Source organism: Caballeronia sp. LjRoot29 (genome assembly GCF_964252755.1).
GTDB lineage: Bacteria > Pseudomonadota > Gammaproteobacteria > Burkholderiales > Burkholderiaceae > Caballeronia.
In genome coordinates this window covers 1-16318 of the sequence record NZ_CAXUPU020000013.1, presented here as the reverse complement: position 1 = coordinate 16318, position 16318 = coordinate 1, and the positions used below count along the sequence as shown (strand labels likewise).

Sequence of the window (16318 nt, the reverse complement as noted above, 5' to 3'; positions counted from 1 at the left end):
CGTTCCAGGTTAATCGTGGCAAGCCTTATCCGGCGGGCTTGCGGCCATCATGACGCCACGCCGCCGCGCTTTTCGAGAACGCTGCTCGGCAGGACATACCAGATGGCGCTAGCAATTTGCATCGCGATCAGCGCACCCCAGACACTTAGGTGCGCCGTAACGGGATAATGGCCGCCCTGGGTTGGCCATCGCGACAGCATCGCGCCTATGCCCACCTGCAATCCGAAGATCAGGATGAACAGGACAAGCGTGAGCGTGCTGTGCGCGCGGCCGATCATGTGCGTCGGGAAATATTCGGCCATCACCGCGTAGCTCAGGATGCCCGTTCCGCCAAACACACCGTAACTCGCGATCAGTAACGCCGGGGCAATCGGCGCGCGCACGAGCATCAGCACTTGAACGAGCACAAACAGCCCCATGCCGAAGCCGCAGAACGCGTACACCGTCACTCCGCGTTTCTGCAGGCCGCGCGCCGCTACGCCAAAACCGACGCAGCCGATCATCATCGCGATACCGAGCACCGATACCAGCACCGCGGCGTATTGAGCGCTCAGGCCCATGACATCGAGCAGATAGGGCCTGATCCATAGCGATTGCATCGCGTAGAAAACGCCTTGCGTCACGACCGAAAACGACGCGATCTTCCAGAACGCGCCGCTGCCGAGGATGTGCCACGTGCCCTTGAACTGCGTGAGCATGTCGGCTTTTCGATGCACGCCATCGCGATGTTCCGGGGCAAAAAGGAAAATGGCCGCCGCGACCGCGAGGGTCATGGCCACCAGTCCGAAACAGATGTTGCGCCAGTCGGTCACGCCGAGCAGGATGGCGAGCGGCGAGCCGACGACCACGCCGCCCAGACCACCCACGGCCATTACGAGGCCGTTGACCATCGGCAATTGTGCGACGGGCAGGATTTGCGCAAGCGCCTTGAACGCCGCGCTCATGCAGACGGACACGCCCACGCCAATCAGCAGCCGCCCCAGCATCATCGCGCCAATGCCGTGCGCCGCCCCGAATACGCCGATCCCAAGCGCCGCGAACAACAGCATGCCTGCGGTCACCCGGCGGGGGCCGAAGCGATCGAGCAACATGCCCACGGGAATTTGCGCCGCCGCGAAACCAAGGAAATACAGCGACGTGAGCAAACCAAGATCCGCGCCCGACAAACCCAGGTCGTGCGTGATATAGGGCGCAAAGCCGAGATTGACTCCGCGGAATACGTACGAGACGAAATATCCGGCGGAAAACAGGAAGAACACGCGAAGACGAACGGAGGACGTCATGTGCGGCGCAAGGGCCTCTTTTGTATGAAGCGGCAGTTTAACGCGCGCGCTTAAATGAAAACGCCGTCACCTTGGTGACGGCGTGGATTCTTGACCGCGTAGACAGGTTATTGCTTCTTCTTTTTATCAGTCGACTTGGTTGATTTCGGGGTCCTGGCTACTGCAACAGGCTTGACTGCCTTGGACGGTGCGTCGAATTTCTCGCTTACCCGCGTCGCCTTCACCTTGGCCGCGGGGGCGCTCGCTTTACCGCCGCGCGCCGCGCTCTTCGACACGCTCTTCGATTCCGGCACGTGCGTGCCGATCTTCGTCACACCGCCTCTGTTCCGGCTCGACACGGCGACCGTTTCCACGCGCACCGGACCAGGTTCGGCCGGGACAGCACGCCCGACCGGCACATGCAGCACAATCAACTGACCAGGCATGACGGAGTCACGATGAGTACGGTTCCAGCTTTTAACCTGCGATATCGACACGTTGTAGCGATCGGCGAAGGTCGACATGGATTGCGCACGGCGCACGCGGATCAGCATCTTGCGGGTATCGGGAACGTCGGGTTCGACGGCCAGCATCGCACTTTCGGCGACGTCAGCGCTGATGTCCTCATCGTCGTCATCGCTGCGCGGCACCACGATGGTCGAGCCCGCTTTCAGCCGCATGCCGGCGGGAATGCGGTTCACCGACATGAGCGTATCCGCGTCGACACCAATTTTCTGCGCGATGACTGCGGGGGTTGCCCGTTCGCTCACCGTATACGTGGTCCACGACGACAACTGGCCGGAATATGACTTCAGGTTCTTCTGGAACGCGCTGGCATTGTCAAAGGGAAGCAGGATCTGCGGGCTCGTTGCGCCGAGAATGACCGGCTTCGCAAATGATGGATTCAGCGAGCGGAACTCCTCCACCGTCATGCCCGCGAGCTTCGCGGCCATGGTCACGTCCATGTCGCGCGACGTGGTGACCGTCACGAAATACGGGTGATTAGGAATGTCTGGAAGCGTGAGCCCATACATTTGCGGATTGGCGACGATGTTCTTCACCGCCTGCAGCTTCGGGACGTAGTTGCGCGTCTCGTTCGGCATCCGCAGGCTTTGGTAATCGGTCGGCAGGCCCATCGCCTCGTTCTTCGCGATCGCCTTCTGCACGTTGCCTTCGCCCCAGTTGTACGCGGCGAGCGCCAGATCCCAGTCGCCGAACATATCGTGGAGACGCGAAAGATAGTCGAGCGCCGCGCTGGTCGACGCCAGCACGTCGCGCCGCTCATCCTGGAACATGTTCTGTTTCAGGTTGTAGTCGCGGCCCGTGCCCGGCACGAACTGCCACATGCCCGCGGCCTTCGCGACCGACAGCGCCTGCGGGTTATAGGCCGATTCGATAAACGGCAGCAACGCGAGTTCGGTCGGCATGTGCCGCTGTTCGAGCTCTTCGACGATGTGATACAGGTATTTTTGCGAGCGGCCCGTCATGCGTTCGACGTAATCCGGGCGCTGGGCGTACCAGTTGACCTGCATATCGACGAGGTCGCTTTGCAGATCGGGAATCTGGAAACCACGGCGGATACGGCCCCACAAATCGCCGTCGGGTCCGCTAAGTGAATCGAGCGAGGTCTTGTCGACGTTGATCGTTTCCTTGGCGGCGGCAGTCTTGCGGATGGTGTCTGCTACGGCTTGCTGATTCTGAGCGGAAGGGAGTGAAGAAAGGGAGTTGGTCGCTGTCGGTCCCTGGCTGGCACATGCAGCCAATGTCAGGACGAGGAGCGCGCTTAAAATCAATCGCATGAACGTCTCGGATTCCAAAAAATGTGCTTGGAAATTTGGACCCGATAGTACGGAACCGCACTCACCACGTCAATATAAATGCAAAAAACTCAGCAAAATCCGGGGCCTGCAAGGGTTTTCAACGTTTCAGATGAAGATAACCGCAGGCCGCAACGGGTTAGCGAAATTTATCCTTCCAGCCGCGCAGCAGCGTGAAAGCGTCGAGCCGGTCGCGCACCGGACGCTCGAACTGCGCAGCGAGCGTGGCCTGTACGCTTTTTTCGCCGGCGCGCAGGAACGGATTCGCGTTTCGTTCGTGCAAGAGCGTGGTCGGAATGGTCGGCTGGTTGCGCGCGCGCAGGCTCTCCGCTTCCTTCTGCCATTGCGCCAGCGCCGCGTTATCGGGCTCGGCCGCGCGGGCGAAACGGATATTCGACAGCGTATATTCGTGGGCGCAGTGAACCAGCGTGGCGTCGGGGAGCGCGGCGAGCGCGTCGAGGGAAGTCAGCATTTGTTGCGGCGTGCCTTCGAACAGACGGCCGCAGCCGCTGGCGAACAGGGTGTCGCCGCAAAAAAGATGCGGCATGCCTTGCGGATCAGCCGGCTGGAAGTACGCTATATGTCCGGCGGTATGCCCGGGTACGTCGATAACCGAGCATTCCAGCGCCGGACTCGCGATACTGACGTGATCGCCCTGCTTCACACGCCGCGTCAGATGCTCGATAGCCTCGCCAGCCGGGCCGATCACCGGGATTTCGCCATCGGCTGATTGGCTAACGAGCAGTTTTGCGACGCCGCCGACGTGGTCGTGATGGTGGTGCGTGAGTAAAATAGCGGTCAGCCGCCACCCGCGTTTCGTCAAATAGGCTTCCACGGGCGCGGCGTCGCCAGGATCGACCACGACGGCATTGTGACCGTCCGACACCAGCCAGATGTAGTTGTCTTCGAACGCCGGAACCGGCACGTACTCAAGCGTTTTCATAAGGCGACTCACCCGAACATGTCAGAGCGAACAATTATAGACTGGCCCGCCTGGACACTTTCCGCGCCCGGCCGCTATGTGCTCGATTGGGAGCAGGCGCAGCTCGACCGCGTAGTGTCGGACATCTTTGGCTATCACGCGCTGCAGCTCGGCCTGCCCGGGCTTGACGCCTTGCGCGAGAATCGCATGCCGTATCGAGGCCTCGTGCTCGATACGGCCAGCGCCGCCAGCGCGCCTTTCACGCTGCCCCCGCCGGTTTCAGCCGACGCGCGGCCGGGCGTGACGTCGCTCCCGTCGGCAAGCCGCGGCCTGCACGCGCCGGAAGGACGCAGCGCCGTGTGGTGCGATCTGCTCGATTTACCGTTCGAGGCGCAAAGCGTTGATTTGCTGGTGATGCCGCATACGCTCGAATTCACGAGCGATCCGCATCGGTTGTTGAGAGAAGCCGAACGCGTGCTGGTGCCTGAAGGACAGTTGATCATCCTGGGGTTTAATTCCCTGAGCCTGTGGGGTGCGCGGCAATCGCTCGGCAAGGTTGCCGGCAAGCCGTTTGTCCCGTCCGCGCACGAAATGATCGCGTTCACGCGGATCAAGGACTGGATCAAGCTGCTCGGATTCGACCTTGAACGCGGGCGCTTCGGCTGCTATCGTCCGCCTCTCCTGACCGAACAATGGCTGGCGCGCTATCAGTTCATGGAAGCCGCCGGCGACCGCTGGTGGCCGATCTTCGGCGCTGCCTACATGATCACGGCCATCAAGCGCGTGCGCGGCATGCGCCTGATCGGGCCGCGCAAGCTGAAAAAACCTGCCCTCGCACCGGGCCTCGCCCCGGTCGCCACGCCGCATACACGCAACGAGCATTGATGACCTTAGACACCACAGACAAAGTAATCGACATTTATACCGACGGCGCCTGCAAAGGCAATCCCGGCCCCGGCGGCTGGGGCGCCCTCCTTCGTTTCGGCGATCAGGAAAAGGAATTGTTCGGCGGCGAAACGCCGACGACCAACAATCGCATGGAGCTCATGGGCGTGATTTCGGCGCTTGAGGCGCTCAAGCGGCCGTGTCGCGTGGTCATCCACACCGATTCGCAATATGTCCAGAAGGGCATCAGCGAGTGGATTCACGGCTGGAAAAAGAAGAACTGGATGACGGCGGCGAAAACGCCGGTCAAGAACGCGGATCTCTGGAAGCGGCTTGATGCGTTAGTCGTCCAGCATCAGATTGAATGGCGTTGGGTGAAAGGCCATTCGGGCCACCCGGAAAATGAACGCGCCGACGCGCTCGCGAATCGCGGCGTCACTTCACTCGCCGAAGGTTAATTTTTATTTCTATGCGCCAACTCGTACTCGATACCGAAACCACCGGCCTCAACGCCCGCACGGGCGACCGTATTATCGAAATCGGCTGCGTCGAGCTTGTGAATCGACGGCTCACCGGCAATAACCTGCACTTTTATGTGAATCCCGGGCGAGACAGCGATCCGGGCGCGCTCGCGGTGCACGGCCTGACCACCGAATTTCTCAGCGATAAACCCAAGTTCGCCGATATTGCCACCGAACTGCGCGACTTCGTGGCGGGCGCTGAGTTGATCATTCACAACGCACCGTTCGACGTCGGTTTCATGGACGTGGAATTTGGTTTGGTCGGCATGCCGGGCGTGAAGGAAGTGTGCGGTGGCGTGATCGATACGCTGGTGCAAGCGAAGCAGATGTTCCCCGGTAAGCGCAATTCGCTCGATGCGCTGTGCGACCGGTTTGGGATCAGCAACGCGCATCGGACGCTGCATGGCGCCCTGCTCGACTCGGAATTGCTGGCGGAAGTTTATCTGGCGATGACGCGTGGCCAGGAAAGCCTGGTAATCGACATGCTCGGCGAAGCGCAGTCGACGGGCGAAGGTTTCGCGCCGCGTATTGCGCTCGATGATTTGCAATTGCCGGTGCTGGTGGCATCGGAGGAAGAATTGAGCGCGCATCTCGCGGTTCTCGACGATCTCGATAGGGCCGTCAAGGGCACAAGCGTGTGGCGGATCGAGACGGTGATCGAGGTTGAGGTTGCAGCAGCTCCTTGATTGGAGCCTATGCGATTATTGAAATGCTCAAGATTCTCTTTACGAAATCGAGAAGCTCTGACATAATCCAAAGCTCTTCGGGTGGTTAGCTCAGCGGTAGAGCACTGCCTTCACACGGCAGGGGTCACAGGTTCAATCCCTGTACCACCCACCAGAATTTTTGGTACGTGAAAGCCCAGAAGAATCAAGGCCCTACGGCGAAAGCCATAGGGCCTTTTTCTTTTGTGCCTGCAAGACGGATAGCACTGGCCTAATTCCGCCACCGTTTTCCGAAACGACCCAAAGGTCACGTCTGTTCCGATACTTGCACCCCAGAACCTTCTTCCGTCTCTCTTTTGTTGGTGTTTCTCCATAAGAGACAGTGCCTCTCAAATAAATTTAGAATAGACGGAGGGTGCCGACCACGTCAACGAAGGGCAAATACACATTAGCGCGTGGAGGCCGAAAATAATCAGGAATACGAATTAACAAATGAGGGGATAGAGACGAATAAAAAAGCCCTCAATGAATACGTGAGGGCTTCGTTCGTTGTCAGTGCCTACACCTGGGGTTCAAGCCCCAACGCTCGCACTATGCCGCAACGACATGTCGAGCGCGCGCGCCGTGTCCCGGTCGCCTTCGCTTGTCAGCGCAGTGCGAAAGACAGTCTTACGATTATGTCCGGCGGCGGCGGGCGAATCCCACAGCAATTCCATCTTGGGACGCGCGTCCCGGCCGCACAAACCACGCTTTTTCGGCACAACGTCGGCGGACGCAAAGGTAGCGGTACTTTCCGAGCCCGCGGAACCCAAATCGGAGGCCATCCCGTCAGGCCATTTCACCGATAACTCTCGCGCATCGTACTGACCAAGCTTGCGGCTTTCGGCCCAGACGACAGCGGTCCGCGTGGTGGTATCGATGGAAATAGCGTAACGCCCGATAGCAAACCGCCGTGCCGCGATATTCGTTCGCCACAGCGCGCGCGGACGGCAAATCCACAGCACCACGGCATAAAGCGCGGGCGCGACAAGCAGCCAGCCATTGGTTTCGCCGAGTGCGTGCACGGCATTTTTCCAGCCGGCGGTCCATGTGAAGAACCCGACCGACCACACCGCGAACACGAAACTCAGTAGCGCGAGCAGCCGCAGCGCTTGCCGCAACCATTGCGGCAGCGGATGCAGCGGCCTTTCCGCGCGCGCCCGGGCGCCCGGAAGGAACAGCAGCAGAAACAAGAGGACGATCGTGACGCAGGCCCACGGCGATGAAGTCATCGCGCGCATTGAAGAGAGGTAGCCCATCTGCGACATCGACAGCAACCAGCGCGCGGCCAGCACGAGTCCGATCGCGCGCAGCGCGAACACGGTGCCAGCACCGGGTGCCGGGCTCGCGCTACTCTGCTTCGTTCTCGCCAAAACTTCGCTCCTGTTCACAACTGTCCTTAATAGTCCGGCAAGCGCGGTAAGTTCCTCCCGTCGCACGATGCGATTTTCGAGAGACTTCCACGCCTGCCCACACGTTCGCGCACATGCTGCACTGCATTTCACGAGCCCGCACATTATAGGGAGAATGTCGAAAACGGCATCGGCCTGGCAGGCTCAACCCGACGATAACGCCTGAAGCTTGCCGCCGCAGTGTGTCAAAACAACAACGCCCCGCGCGCCAGAGGCGCACGGGGCGTTGTTTCCGCTGAATCGGCAACCTAGCGATCAGGCGGGATCCGCAAGATCTCTAGAACCTAAAAATCAGCCCGCGTTGACTTCGCGCAGAACGGTACGGCGCTTGGCACGCAGCAGCTCTTCATACGTCTGGACGTAACGCGCCGCCATGACCTTCGACGAAAAACGCGTTTCGAATGCCTGACGCACCTTGGCGCGCGGCAGCATGTCGAGGCGCTTCACGGCGGCGATCGCGCTCAGCTCGTCTTCCACGACAAAACCCGACACGCCGTTTTCGATCACTTCCGGCACCGAACCGCGGTTGAACGCGATCACAGGCGTGCCGCACGCCATGGCTTCGATCATCACCAGGCCAAACGGCTCCGGCCAGTCGATCGGGAACAACAGCGCGTGTGCGTTGCCGAGGAATTCGGTCTTTTGCTGCTCGTTGATCTCGCCGATGTATTCCACATGCGGCAGCGCGAACAACGGCTTGATCTGCTCTTCGTAATACGCACGATCGGCGTTATCGATTTTTGCCGCGATCTTGATCTTCATGCCCGCCGCGCCAGCAATGCGGATTGCCCGGTCGACACGCTTTTCCGGCGAAATACGCCCGAGGAACGCGAGGTAACCCGGTTCAACATTCGGGATCGGCGTGAGCAGGTTTTCCGGCAGGCCGTGATAAACGGTCGAGAGCCAGTTGGCTTGCGGCAGCGGCTGACGCTGGTTGTCGGAGATCGAAACAACCGGCGCGTCGTTAAACGTGCTGAAGATCGGCTGCAATTCCGGCAAGTCGAGGCGGCCGTGCATCGTCGTCAGAAATGGCACCGGCTGACGCGAGAACAGCGAAAACGGGTAATAGTCGATGTGAAAGTGCAGCACATCGAATTCGTCAGCGCGGCGGCGGACTTCTTCCAGCAACAGCATGTGGGGCGCCATCGTGTCACGGATGGTCGGGTCGAGGCGCAGCGCCTGGGGCCAGAAGGCTTCGAGCTTCGCCGACGTTTGCGAATCACCGCTCGCGAACAATGTGACGTCATGGCCGGCCTCAACCAGCGCTTCTGTCAGATAGGACACCACGCGCTCCGTGCCGCCGTAGAACTTCGGGGGGACGGCTTCGTGAAGAGGCGCGATTTGAGCGATTCGCATGTCGGAAACTCCTAATAATGTCAGGCAAAAATTGATGCGCTTGGCATCGGTCGTTAATCAAGCGAATCGCCCTACCCGGACTCGGCACGGTGCTGGTGTCTCCAGCGGAATGGCCGATAGCACGAGAAAAAATCGCGATGCTTCGCTGTTGCTTGGGTGTTGCTACTGCGTTGCTGCTTCTTTGGGTACCGGGGCGTCTGATTCAGAGCGCGATCAGGCAGAGCAAGATCGATTCCATCTCGTAAATGCAACGCACCCAGCCATAAACGCAGAACCTGCGGAGTCGTTGACCGGAACCTACAACTACCTATCAAAACACCTAAGGGGAAACCCGGGGTGCAGTATCCCGGTTTTTACAAGGTTTCCAACCTTACATTTCAACTTATTTACGTTGTTACACCGTCGATACACTTTGCAAGCCCTTGTTTATCAAGGCTGTTCTACGCTGACCACTTGGACGCACTCATGGCCTAAATCGATCGTAGCCACGCTCGGAATGTGAGGGCGCTGCGAAATTCTTCAAATCCGCGTGCGCCAGAACCTGCCAGAACTTATCTGACATTTATTTGCCGCTGCCGGATTTGCCATTAAGCGCCGCTCTGCAGGTAGCGGGACCGCGACGTGCTTTCACCCTGCCAAGGGCGAAGTTTCCAGTTGAGGCTAGTTCATGTCGACGTACCGCGACCAGCACCGGGCGGACAGTGAAATGTGCACAACGCCTCACCAGCAGGCATCGATTGCCCAATTTAGACAGTGCGCAGACAACGCACTTTTGCTAAAAATCAGCGTCGACTGATGAATATGCGGCACGGAAAGCATGATGCGAGACGATTTGGCTCGCTACACTCGCTACAATTCAGCAATCGGTGCTGCACGCCATTGGCACATCATTGCCTCGCTGGCCAGAAGCGCAGCGCTTGGCGACTCACGGCGAAGCATCGCGCTCAACCGCTCTACTCGAACGAAAACGACCATTGGACCAACTCACTGTCTCTCAGCGTAACGTACACAACGCGAAGCTCGCGAGCTATGCAAATCGCCCGTTGGCCTTCCTGTTCCGTTACATCCGCCGGCACCCGGTCGCACACACCATCGTGCTGGTCAGTGTGCTTTCCGCCGTCGGCTGCGCGCTCGCCTCGCAGTACGCGATCAAACATCTGATCGATGTACTCGGCCAAGGGCGCGGCCATCCCGGTCCGCTTTGGGCCGCCTTCATGATCCTGGTCGGCCTGATTGCCGCCGACAACATGCTGTGGCGAGTCGGCGGCTGGGTCGGCGCGCACGCGTTCGTCGTGGTGACGGGCGACTTGCGGCGCGACTTGTTCTCCTACCTCAGCGGCCATTCTCCGACGTACTTCTCGGAGAAACAGCCCGGCATGCTCGCGAGCCGGATCACGGCGACATCGAATGCGATTTACACCGCCGAAAACACCATGGCGTGGAACGTGTTGCCGCCGTGCATCGCGGTGATCGGCGCCATTGTGATGATCGTGGCCGTGAATCCGCTGATGGCCGGCTGCCTGATGCTCGCCTCGGCCATTCTTGCGCTGGTGCTTTACCGGCTCGCCGGACGCGGCTCGGCACGGCATCACACGTTTGCGACGAAAGCGGCATCGGTTGATGGCGAACTGGTCGACGTGATCGGCAACATGGCTCTCGTGCGGGCGTTTGGTATGACCTTTCGCGAGCAAAAGCGTTTCGGCTCGACGGTTAAAGCCGAAATGGTCGCGCGTCAGCAGAGCTTGCTGTACCTCGAGAAGCTGCGGCTTTTCCACGCTGTCGTCACCGCAATTCTTTCGGCTGGACTGCTTGGCTGGGCGTTGTGGCTATGGTCGAAGGGGCGAGCAACGTCAGGCGATATCGTGCTGGTCAGTTCACTCGGTTTCACGATTCTGCACGGCACACGTGATCTGGCCGTTGCCCTTGTGGATGTCACCCAGCACGTCGCGCGTCTGGCGGAAGCCGTGCAAACGCTGCTTGAGCCGCACGGCATGCCCGACCGGTCCGACGCAACGGAACTCGTGCCGCAAGGCGGCCGCGTGGACTTCGAGGAAGTCACGTTCGCGTATCCGCGCCGCCGTCCAATCCTCGATAAATTCAACCTGCACATCGAGCCGGGTCAGCGTGTCGGGCTGATCGGCAAGTCAGGCGCCGGGAAATCGACGGTGCTCGCGCTGTTGCAACGTTTCTACGAACCGCAGGGCGGCTCGATCAAGGTCGACGGGCAGGATATCTCGCTGATCACGCAGGACAGCCTGCGGTTGTCGATTGCGCTCGTGCCACAAGACATTTCGCTGTTTCATCGGACCGTGTACGAGAACATTGCGTACGGCCGACCAGACGCGTCGCGTGAAGAAGTGCTCGCCGCCGCACGTGAGGCGCGCTGCTCGGATTTCATCGACGCAATGCCGGAAGGGTTCGACACCATCGTGGGCGATCGTGGCGTGAAGTTATCGGGCGGACAACGTCAGCGCATCGCCATTGCGCGCGCGATCCTGAAGAACGCGCCTATCCTGCTACTCGACGAGGCCACGTCGGCGCTCGATAGCTCGTCGGAAGAAGCCATTCAGCAAGCACTCGACCGGCTGATGGTCGGCCGTACGGTGATCGCGATTGCGCACCGGTTGTCCACGCTGCAAGGATTCGACCGGATTATCGTGATGAGCGCCGGCAAGGTGATCGACGACGGCTCGCCGGATCAGTTGCGCAATCGGCCGGGGCTGTATCGGGAACTGCTGTCCAAGCAGCACGGCAAGTTGCCGCCGACAACCATGCCCTCGCAACAATTGGCGGCGAAGGCTGAATCGACCTGAGTTGGTTTTGTCGTGACTCGAACGAAAAAAAGCCGCTTCGGTTTCGTCAGACAGAAGCGGCTTTTTTACCCCTGCACGTTTCTACGCCTGCAGATCCCGCATGAAGTTGTCGCGCCATACCGAGACGTTGTTCTCGCGAAGCTGCGCGAACATATCCGTGTAACGGGCCTTTCGCTCATTTAACGGCATGGCGAGGGCCGTGGCCAATGCGTCCGCCATGCCGTCGATATCGAGCGGATTCACGATCAGCGACCCATTCAATTCCTGCGCCGCGCCCGCGAATTGCGACAGGACGAGCACGCCGGGATCGTCGGGATCTTGCGCCGCCACGTATTCCTTCGCGACCAGGTTCATGCCATCGCGCAACGGCGTGACGAAGCCCACATGCGACGCGCGAAACAACGCGGCAAGCACAGGCCGCTCATATTGCCGATGGATATAGCGGATCGGCGTCCAGTCGAGTTCCGCGTAGCGTCCGTTGATGCGCCCCGATTCCCCTTCGAGCTGCAACCGGATCTCCTTGTACGTGTCCATATCGGCGCGCGTGGGCGGCGCGATCTGCACGAACGAGACGTTGTTGCGCTGCGCTGGCTGATGTTCCAGCAGCTTTTCGAACGCGCGAAAACGCTCGACCAGCCCCTTCGAATAATCGAGCCGATCAACGCTCATGATCAGCTTGCGGTCCCGCAGCGTCGTCTTGACGGTCTGCACTTCGCGCCCGCTTTCGCCGTCTTTGGCGAGCGAGGCAATTTCATCGGGGTACACGCCGATCGGATAAGCCGCCGCCCGCAAATTCTTGCCAAACGCGCTCACCGCATTCGGCTCGCCGGCAATACGTACGACCGAGCCATTCGCTTCCGTTTCGATGTAATCGCAAAACGCGCGCAGATCGGGCGCTGTCTGGAAGCCGAGCAGGTCGAAGGAACACAGCGCCTCGACCAGCACGCGATGGCGCGGCACGCTGAGCAGAACCTGCGCGGCTGGAAACGGAATGTGCAGGAAAAAGCCGATGCGGTTCGTTACGCCCTCATCGCGCAGCGCCTGGGCGAACGGGATCAGGTGATAGTCGTGGACCCAGATGACGTCGTCGGGTTTCAGCAGCGGCGCCAGTTGTTTGGCGAGCCAGCGATTCACGCGGCAATAACCATCGAATTCATCGCGGTCGAACTGGATCAGGTCCGGCCGATAGTGAAACGCCGGCCACAACGTGGCGTTCGAAAAGCCGCGGTAGTACTGGTCATAGTCGCGTTGCGCCAGGCCGATGGTCGCAAACGTCACGCGTCCACGTTCCTCCAGCGTGATGCCTTCGGGCGGCTCGGCGACCACATCGCCGCTCCAGCCGAACCACATGCCGCCGGTTTCCTTGAGCGCGTCGTACACACCAACCGCGAGACCGCCCGCCGCCGGGCCGCCTTCGGAGATTGGCGCGACCCGGTTCGAAACAATGATCAGCCTGCTCACGAACGCGTCCCTTGAGAACCGTCTACACCTTCAATTCCCGCTATACGCTCCAGCCATTCGAGCAGTGCGCCAACCGATTCCACGCGTGAATGCGCGAGCGTGTCGCCGGCGCCGACCTTGATCGAAACGCCGTTGCGCTCGTTCACCACGGCGAAGCCTTTCTCGTCCGTCAGATCGTCGCCGATAAACACGGGCCGGCGGCCCGCAAACGGCGGTTCATTGAGGAAGGCTCGCACTGCACGGCCTTTATCGACGTCCTTTGGCTTGATTTCGTAGACCATCTTGCCGGGTTGCAGCACGTAGGCATCGGCGTATTGGGCGACGAGTTTCTCGGTCGCCTCGCGCGCCGCCGCGCCGCGTTCCGGCGCGTTGCGGTAATGCAGCGCGAGCGCCGCGCCCTTGATTTCGAGCAGCATGCCGGGATTGGCCGTCACCGTGCCTTCGAGCACGTGTTCCATGCGCAGCAGGCGCTCGTCGTTGAAACCGACGCGCAGGACATCGCCGTTCGAGTCGCGCCGCTCAGCGCCGTGCAAACCGGCCACGGGGAGGTCGGGCATCGAAAGAAACGAGTCGATGCTGTCAATCCCGCGTCCCGACACAATTGCTACCGCGCCGTTGGTCGCGCGGCGCAAGGCACTCACGATGGCCGGCACGGCCGGCTGCACGGTGACGCCGTCCGGCGTGGGGGCAAGTTCGACGAGCGTGCCGTCGAAATCGAAGAAAAAAGCGGTAGTGGCAAGCGGAAAATTGTCTGGGAGCTTTTGCATCTATATCTGCCTTTCAGCCGGAGAAAGACCGGAAAAGTGTGCGCATGTTACCGCGCTTTGTAACCCCGTCCGGGAAAGCGGCGCTGGACTCGTCGTTGCACGCTCATGCGGCAAGCCAACAGCCGATGCTATGTCCGCTTATCCCCTCACGCAGCTTTCGAACCTGCTTCGACGCCCTTTCGCCCTTATTTTAGAGGCGTGCTAGAGGCGTGCGGCATAACGACTCGGCCACGTAACGGCGCGGCCGTGAGCCCGGCGTAAGGTTCTATTCTGAGATAGAGTCGACACCCGGATGGCTTCGCGGACGGTTTCTTTGTCACTCGTCCGCGTTGCTGCCTTGATGCACCCTACCCTCGTCCGAGTTGCAAAATGTCTTCCTGGTTCAGTTTTCAATCCAAGGGCCGGTTCGCCGCCGTACTCACCGCGTTAACCACCGCCTTGATCCTGAGCGCGGGGCTTGCTGCGTGTTCGCGGCCGGATACAACGCCCTGGAAACTGACCGATGTCAGCGGCCATCTGCCCGACCTCGACTTCAGGCTTATCGACGATACCGGCAAGCCCGTCACCGGTCAGTCGTTCCTGGGCCAAACCACGCTGGTCTACTTCGGCTACACGCATTGCCCGGACGTGTGTCCGGAGACCATGGCCCGGCTGATTCAAGTCATGCAGCAACTTGGACCCGACGCGAAAAACGCGCGCATTGTGTTTATCACTGTCGATCCCGCCCGCGATACCGCCGCCGCGCTACATGACTACGTGCGCGCGTTCGACGCTCAGCACGCGGTCGGCCTGACCGGCACGGACGCGGCGATCGAGAGCATTGCCAAGCGCTACCGTGTGGCGTACCAGATGGAAAAACGCGACCCTTCCGGCGCGTACGACGTCACGCATAGTTCAGCCGTGTATATCTTCGATACCCACGGCCACGCGCGCCTCCTCGCCACCGAGAGCGATTCTATCGATACGATCACGCACGATCTACGCCGCGTGATCGACTCGACCAGTTCCTGAGTTTCTCCCGTTCTTCTATACGCGGCGCATCCAGATGTGCGGAATATCGTCTTCGATGTGAACCTCGGAGATTGGCTCGAAGCCAAAGCCCGCATAAAAGCGTTCTAGCCGCGCTTGGGCATGCAGGCGTATCGGCTGGCCGGGCCATTGTTCGCGTATGAATTCCAGCGTGCGTTCGAGCATCGCCTGGCCCAATCCGATACCGCGAAAGCCGGCCATCGTCAGCACGCGGCCAATCCGGATATCGGACTCTTCTGATCCTTCTGATCCTTCTGTTCCTTCTGTTCCTTCTGATCCTTTCGCGCCGTCTGCCGAGTTCGGAAGCAGGACTCGCAAATAACCGGCGAGGGCCGGCCGTGCATCCGCCCAACGCCCATAAACAAGCAAATGCCAGGCATCGGCGTCCTGTCCGTCGACATCGCCGTACACGCACTGCTGCTCCACCACGAACACCTCGCTGCGCGCAGCCAGCATGGTGTAAACGTCGAGTGCGCTCAGGTCGTCGAATGGCTTCCAGCACCATTCAAAGTCGTGAAATGGGTCGGTAAGTGGCTCGATGCGCGGCTCAGTCATGGGATTTTTTTCGATGGAATTCTCCTGCGATGAGCATCGTGAAAGTGAAGATGCTGGCAGGTCTGAATCCGTGATTATGCCGTGTGAGGCAAGCGGCGCGTCGGCGCGCCGAAGCCGGGCGCAGGAAGAAAGTCCTGGTTTGCGAAAGCGCATGCGGCGGTTTCAATAACTAATAGCATGGTCCGACAACCATCAATCCTTACCAACATAATTATTACGTTTTTATTAAAGCATCCTACTCTTGCTGCGCCATCCTCTGTCAAAGCGTTTCAGCCAAGTAAATCAGGACCACCACACCCCATTCAACTTAAACAAAACTTTAACGAACTCGTAACAAGGTGTAACTGTTGTGGGATCGACTGTAACGCAGAGCGGAGGACGTTTAACTAGACTACTCGTCACCCCGTCGGGCGCTTCTTTTCCCGTCACATTTCTGGAGTGATGCGCTCTATGATTTCGGTAGACCAGATACGGCCATCCCAATCCGCCGCAAGCGAGATGTCGATAGTGCATGAATATGCATGGCCCAAGCCGACACAACGTCTGTCAAACACGTTTTTCAAACTTGTTTATCGTTGGTCCCATTCAAGTGCGTTTCGACACAACGAGCGCTTGTGGCACGGTGTGTCGATTAAGCGAGATTCACACGGCTTTCTGAAACAGATGTCAATTGAAGGCCACGATTTGCTGGTGGAAAATCCGGACGACCTGCTCGCCTCTCAGACAGGCGATTGCCATTTGATTGCGACGGGTCCATCGGTCAATGACATCGATTATGGTGCGCTTGATCTCCACAATGTGATGGGAGTTAACG

Annotated in this window: 13 protein-coding genes, 1 tRNA gene and 1 pseudogene; 7 read left to right on the top strand and 8 right to left on the bottom strand. The window is 59.8% G+C overall.

What is annotated here, in order from left to right:
• Positions 1–47 precede the first annotated feature (47 nt).
• From ACSQ83_RS16175 to gloB, 3 genes are all read right to left on the bottom strand, one after another.
• Entirely contained in the window at positions 48–1283 is a 1236-nt protein-coding gene (locus tag ACSQ83_RS16175) for an MFS transporter (protein WP_436228862.1), read from the bottom strand.
• Between the two features lie 107 nt (positions 1284–1390).
• On the bottom strand, positions 1391–3061 hold the full coding sequence (locus ACSQ83_RS16170) for a transglycosylase SLT domain-containing protein (RefSeq protein WP_436228861.1): 1671 nt from the start codon (positions 3059–3061) through the stop codon (positions 1391–1393).
• A gap of 157 nt (positions 3062–3218) precedes the next feature.
• Entirely contained in the window at positions 3219–4022 is an 804-nt protein-coding gene (gene gloB / locus ACSQ83_RS16165) for a hydroxyacylglutathione hydrolase (protein WP_436228860.1), read from the bottom strand.
• An 18-nt stretch (positions 4023–4040) separates the two neighbouring features.
• On the opposite strand from gloB, the gene ACSQ83_RS16160 reads away from it, so the two are divergent.
• The 4 genes from ACSQ83_RS16160 to ACSQ83_RS16145 all read left to right on the top strand — a co-directional run bounded on the left by ACSQ83_RS16160 (position 4041) and on the right by ACSQ83_RS16145 (position 6247).
• Positions 4041–4886: a class I SAM-dependent methyltransferase gene (locus tag ACSQ83_RS16160; protein WP_414953878.1), complete on the top strand. Its 846-nt coding sequence runs from the start codon at positions 4041–4043 to the stop codon at positions 4884–4886.
• Complete coding sequence (rnhA, locus tag ACSQ83_RS16155; RefSeq protein WP_089159174.1) at positions 4886–5344, top strand: ribonuclease HI; 459 nt, start codon at positions 4886–4888, stop codon at positions 5342–5344. The genes ACSQ83_RS16160 and rnhA overlap by 1 nt, the downstream gene beginning before the upstream one ends.
• A gap of 11 nt (positions 5345–5355) precedes the next feature.
• On the top strand, positions 5356–6093 hold the full coding sequence (dnaQ, locus tag ACSQ83_RS16150; protein ID WP_436228859.1) for a DNA polymerase III subunit epsilon: 738 nt from the start codon (positions 5356–5358) through the stop codon (positions 6091–6093).
• Positions 6094–6172: 79 nt separating this feature from the next.
• Positions 6173–6247: transfer RNA gene (locus tag ACSQ83_RS16145), tRNA-Val, on the top strand.
• Positions 6248–6644: 397 nt separating this feature from the next.
• On the opposite strand, the gene ACSQ83_RS16140 is transcribed toward ACSQ83_RS16145, so the two are convergent.
• Positions 6645–7484, bottom strand: a complete 840-nt coding sequence (locus ACSQ83_RS16140) for a hypothetical protein (RefSeq protein WP_436228858.1) — start codon at positions 7482–7484, stop codon at positions 6645–6647.
• Between the two features lie 330 nt (positions 7485–7814).
• Positions 7815–8879 (bottom strand): glycosyltransferase family 4 protein, encoded by a 1065-nt coding sequence (locus ACSQ83_RS16135; protein WP_414949046.1) that lies wholly within the window; start codon positions 8877–8879, stop codon positions 7815–7817.
• 974 nt (positions 8880–9853) lie between these two features.
• Here ACSQ83_RS16135 and ACSQ83_RS16130 point away from each other — a divergent pair.
• Entirely contained in the window at positions 9854–11692 is a 1839-nt protein-coding gene (locus ACSQ83_RS16130) for an ABC transporter ATP-binding protein (protein ID WP_414949044.1), read from the top strand.
• 81 nt (positions 11693–11773) lie between these two features.
• Here the strand turns inward: ACSQ83_RS16130 and otsA are convergent, their stop codons facing one another.
• A complete protein-coding gene (otsA, locus tag ACSQ83_RS16125; protein ID WP_436228857.1) occupies positions 11774–13153 on the bottom strand; it encodes an alpha,alpha-trehalose-phosphate synthase (UDP-forming) in 1380 nt (459 codons plus the stop codon).
• Positions 13150–13920, bottom strand: coding sequence for a trehalose-phosphatase (otsB, locus tag ACSQ83_RS16120; protein ID WP_436228856.1), 771 nt, complete (start codon positions 13918–13920; stop codon positions 13150–13152). The genes otsA and otsB overlap by 4 nt, the downstream gene beginning before the upstream one ends.
• 369 nt (positions 13921–14289) lie before the next feature.
• Here otsB and ACSQ83_RS16115 point away from each other — a divergent pair, with 369 nt between their 5' ends.
• Positions 14290–14931 carry an SCO family protein gene (locus ACSQ83_RS16115; RefSeq protein ID WP_436228855.1) on the top strand — a complete coding sequence of 214 codons (642 nt, stop codon included), beginning with the start codon at positions 14290–14292 and terminating at the stop codon, positions 14929–14931.
• 15 nt (positions 14932–14946) lie between these two features.
• On the opposite strand, the gene ACSQ83_RS16110 is transcribed toward ACSQ83_RS16115, so the two are convergent.
• Positions 14947–15504: a GNAT family N-acetyltransferase gene (locus ACSQ83_RS16110; protein WP_436228854.1), complete on the bottom strand. Its 558-nt coding sequence runs from the start codon at positions 15502–15504 to the stop codon at positions 14947–14949.
• Positions 15505–15954: 450 nt separating this feature from the next.
• Here ACSQ83_RS16110 and ACSQ83_RS16105 point away from each other — a divergent pair.
• Positions 15955–16318: pseudogene (locus ACSQ83_RS16105) on the top strand (hypothetical protein); the annotation flags it as partial.

Bases quoted from the DNA above. Each gene is read 5' to 3' on its own strand.
- ACSQ83_RS16175 (WP_436228862.1), bottom strand. From the start codon at position 1,283: ATGACGTCCTCCGTTCGTCTTCGCGTGTTCTTCCTGTTTTCCGCCGGA.
- ACSQ83_RS16170 (WP_436228861.1), bottom strand. From the start codon at position 3,061: ATGCGATTGATTTTAAGCGCGCTCCTCGTCCTGACATTGGCTGCATGT.
- gloB (WP_436228860.1), bottom strand. From the start codon at position 4,022: ATGAAAACGCTTGAGTACGTGCCGGTTCCGGCGTTCGAAGACAACTAC.
- ACSQ83_RS16160 (WP_414953878.1), top strand. From the start codon at position 4,041: ATGTCAGAGCGAACAATTATAGACTGGCCCGCCTGGACACTTTCCGCG.
- rnhA (WP_089159174.1), top strand. From the start codon at position 4,886: ATGACCTTAGACACCACAGACAAAGTAATCGACATTTATACCGACGGC.
- dnaQ (WP_436228859.1), top strand. From the start codon at position 5,356: ATGCGCCAACTCGTACTCGATACCGAAACCACCGGCCTCAACGCCCGC.
- ACSQ83_RS16135 (WP_414949046.1), bottom strand. From the start codon at position 8,879: ATGCGAATCGCTCAAATCGCGCCTCTTCACGAAGCCGTCCCCCCGAAG.
- otsB (WP_436228856.1), bottom strand. From the start codon at position 13,920: ATGCAAAAGCTCCCAGACAATTTTCCGCTTGCCACTACCGCTTTTTTC.
- ACSQ83_RS16115 (WP_436228855.1), top strand. From the start codon at position 14,290: ATGTCTTCCTGGTTCAGTTTTCAATCCAAGGGCCGGTTCGCCGCCGTA.
- ACSQ83_RS16110 (WP_436228854.1), bottom strand. From the start codon at position 15,504: ATGACTGAGCCGCGCATCGAGCCACTTACCGACCCATTTCACGACTTT.